Annotated in this window: 4 protein-coding genes; 2 read left to right on the top strand and 2 right to left on the bottom strand. The window is 38.7% G+C overall.

What is annotated here, in order from left to right; genetic code table 11:
- The coding region (locus tag ACEW8O_RS05955; RefSeq protein ID WP_373493707.1) for a GH3 auxin-responsive promoter family protein at positions 1 to 319 on the top strand (319 nt) is incomplete at its 5' end.
- On the opposite strand, the gene mtgA is transcribed toward ACEW8O_RS05955, so the two are convergent.
- Complete coding sequence (mtgA, locus tag ACEW8O_RS05960; protein WP_373493708.1) at positions 316 to 1,011, bottom strand: monofunctional biosynthetic peptidoglycan transglycosylase; 696 nt, start codon at positions 1,009 to 1,011, stop codon at positions 316 to 318. The genes ACEW8O_RS05955 and mtgA overlap by 4 nt on opposite strands.
- A 163-nt stretch (positions 1,012 to 1,174) precedes the next feature.
- The gene (locus ACEW8O_RS05965) at positions 1,175 to 1,990 is read right to left on the bottom strand and encodes a class I SAM-dependent methyltransferase (protein WP_373493709.1); all 816 of its coding nucleotides are present in this window, start codon (positions 1,988 to 1,990) and stop codon (positions 1,175 to 1,177) included.
- Between the two features lie 76 nt (positions 1,991 to 2,066).
- Here ACEW8O_RS05965 and ACEW8O_RS05970 point away from each other — a divergent pair, with 76 nt between their 5' ends.
- Positions 2,067 to 2,534, top strand: a complete 468-nt coding sequence (locus ACEW8O_RS05970; RefSeq protein WP_373493710.1) for a MaoC family dehydratase — start codon at positions 2,067 to 2,069, stop codon at positions 2,532 to 2,534.
- Positions 2,535 to 2,801 lie beyond the last annotated feature (267 nt).

The following is a 2,801-nucleotide window of genomic DNA, read 5'->3' on the forward strand; positions in this document are numbered from 1 at the left end:
AAATTTCACAGCAGCGCCTGTTTATTTTGGTGATTCCAAAAGCAAAGGAGCACATGAATGGGTTATTGAATTTAAAAAATTACCCTCAGATCAGGAAAGGTTCATCCAAATACTGGACAGTACTTTAAGGGAAATCAATTCCGATTATGATGCCAAAAGGTACAAGGACATGGCTCTGACAGCTCCCAAAATTCATTTTGTGGAAGTAGGGGTTTTTGAAAAATGGCTTAGAGGTAAAGGCAAACTCGGAGGACAGAACAAAGTACCAAGGCTTTCAAATACCAGAGAGTATTTGGAGGAGGTGCTAAAGTTGATTTAAATCCCAATCCCTACCGGCTCTAAGTTATTCATTTGTCTAAGTATCCATGCCTGCCTTCCGGAAATGTAAGCTGTTGGTCTGGCAGGGTTCCATCTTCTGGGATTGGGTAGCACGGCTGCAATCAGTGCAGCCTCTTGTCTGGATAGCTTGGAGGCAGGTTTTTTGAAGTAGGTTTGGGCAGCCGCTTCAATCCCGTAAATTCCCTCTCCCATTTCAATGACGTTAAGATAGACTTCCATAATTCTTTCCTTGGGCCATATCAGTTCGATCAAAAAGGTAAAATAAGCCTCAAGTCCTTTCCTGATCAAATTTCTGGAAGGGCTTAGAAAAACATTTTTGGCGGTCTGTTGCGTGATGGTGCTCCCTCCTTTGACTCTTTTACCTTTTTGATTGTTTTCCCATGCGGTCTTCATGGCTTCCATGTCAAATCCATTGTGGTCCATAAACTTTTGATCCTCGGCACCTATTACAGCTTGAGGGACATTTTTTGAGATTTTGGAAATTGACACCCAATCTTTGTGAAGTCTCATTTCTTTTTCTTTATCAAAAGCTTGTTGCCAAAGTCTGATCACCATCAATGGTGTAATTGGTACAGGCAAAAACCTGTATAATACTGTAAAGCCAATGCTCAGGATAAAAAACCAGATAATGATTTTGAAAACTAGCCTTAATAGAAATCTAAATACTTTCATATTATATTAAATGGTTATCCGCTTCTTAGCCAGTAATCCAATATTCTACTACAGACCAGACGGAAGACGGAAGTCGGAAGACCGAAGTAACGTACATTTCAATCTCCTGACAAGAATTATATTGAATGCCATTTTACTGGCATCGCGTACATACATGTTATGATTAAGCGTAAGCGGTGGCTTGTATAAATCGGTAATAAAATACAGCATGAGGTAAATCCCTTAATTCATCCATTGCATGTTGCATTTCTATGAGCTGTTTTTCTGTAATCAGTCCTTCTTCCAATAAAGAAGGCGCTCCGCTGCTCATCAGGTTTTTCCAATAATTGAATACCGTTCTTTTTTCTTCCGGGTGCCTGCTGTCCAAATGGAATCCTCCTGAGCGCAGGTCAATGTTTCTGTATCCTGCCTCCTCCAATAAGTCCCCCAATCGTACGCCAACCTGCGGATCTCCTCCGATTTGAACCTGATATTCATTATAGATCCTCCAATAGTCCATCACTTCCTTTTTTACCGGATAGGTATAAAAGGAAGTATTGAATACTTCAGTGAGCGATACTTTGGCATTATGTTTTAAATATGGTTTCATGCTGGACAAGACCTTCACAGGCTCGGAAACATGTTCCAACACCCAACAGATAAATGCCGCATCATATTGCTTGTCCAAATGTAGGTTTTTTGCATCCTGTTGCACAAATCTCACTTTTCTTTCATCAAATCCTAATTTGGACATGTTCTCCATGGCCTTCTTGATCTGTCTTGATTCATATTCGACACCTGTAATATGAAGATGTGGAAATCTTCTCAGCAGGATTTCAGTTTGGGCGCCTACTCCACTGCCGATTTCAAGCAATTCATTTACCTCGGCAAAATCTATATAATCATAAATGGGCCTTTCGATGACCAAAGCCTGTTCACGGAGTCTTTCCTGCTCCTGTTCAAGGTAACCATGTATGTATTTGGGTGAACTGCTGTTCATGATTTTTAATTTGAAAACAAAATAAGGTGAATTTATTAGATTTTTTTACCTTTAATATTACAAACCACCAAATAACATGAGCCAGATTACTATTGGAAGCTTCGGGGATTTTGAAAAATATATTGGAAAGGAATTGGGGGTATCTGAATACCATCAAATCACCCAAGATCAAATCAATAAATTCGCCGATGCCACCATTGACCACCAATGGATCCATACTGACCCAGTGAGAGCCAAAAATGAGGGTGCCTTTGGTGACACCATCGCCCATGGCTACCTGACACTATCTTTGGTCCCTTATCTTTGGGATCAGATCATTCATGTCAACAACCTCAAAATGATGGTCAACTATGGCATTGAGAACCTCCGCTTTGCCCAAGCGGTTTTGGTCAATAATGAGGTCAGATTGAGTGCGAATCTTAAAAATGTGGTCAACCTAAGAGGAACTGTCAAGGCTGAAGTAAATGTTAAATTGGAAATTAAAAACCAAAAAAAGCCTGCATTCGCGGGGATTTTAGTCTTTTTGTATCATTTTTGTAGTTGATTCTTACATGAATTACATATAAATTGGGAATTAAAATCTAATTTCACCAAATTTATCTTATGAGCAATATTATCGTTAATACTCACCCCAACTAATTTTTTATAAGCTACCTTTAGATGATTTATTACTTAACCAATTAAAAATTATTAGTTATGAACCAATCCCTAAAATTTAATGACCAGGGAAATTCACAGTTTTTTGTGACCATTAAAAACAGAGTTGATACATATTTCAAAGAAAATAATATTTCCAAAAACGCCAACGCAG

Origin of the sequence: Aquiflexum sp. (assembly GCF_041749095.1) — a bacterium.
Taxonomy (GTDB): domain Bacteria; phylum Bacteroidota; class Bacteroidia; order Cytophagales; family Cyclobacteriaceae; genus Aquiflexum.

Coding starts and splice junctions, on each gene's coding strand:
- ACEW8O_RS05970 (WP_373493710.1), top strand. CDS start 2,067: ATGAGCCAGATTACTATTGGAAGCTTCGGGGATTTTGAAAAATATATT.
- ACEW8O_RS05965 (WP_373493709.1), bottom strand. CDS start 1,990: ATGAACAGCAGTTCACCCAAATACATACATGGTTACCTTGAACAGGAG.
- mtgA (WP_373493708.1), bottom strand. CDS start 1,011: ATGAAAGTATTTAGATTTCTATTAAGGCTAGTTTTCAAAATCATTATC.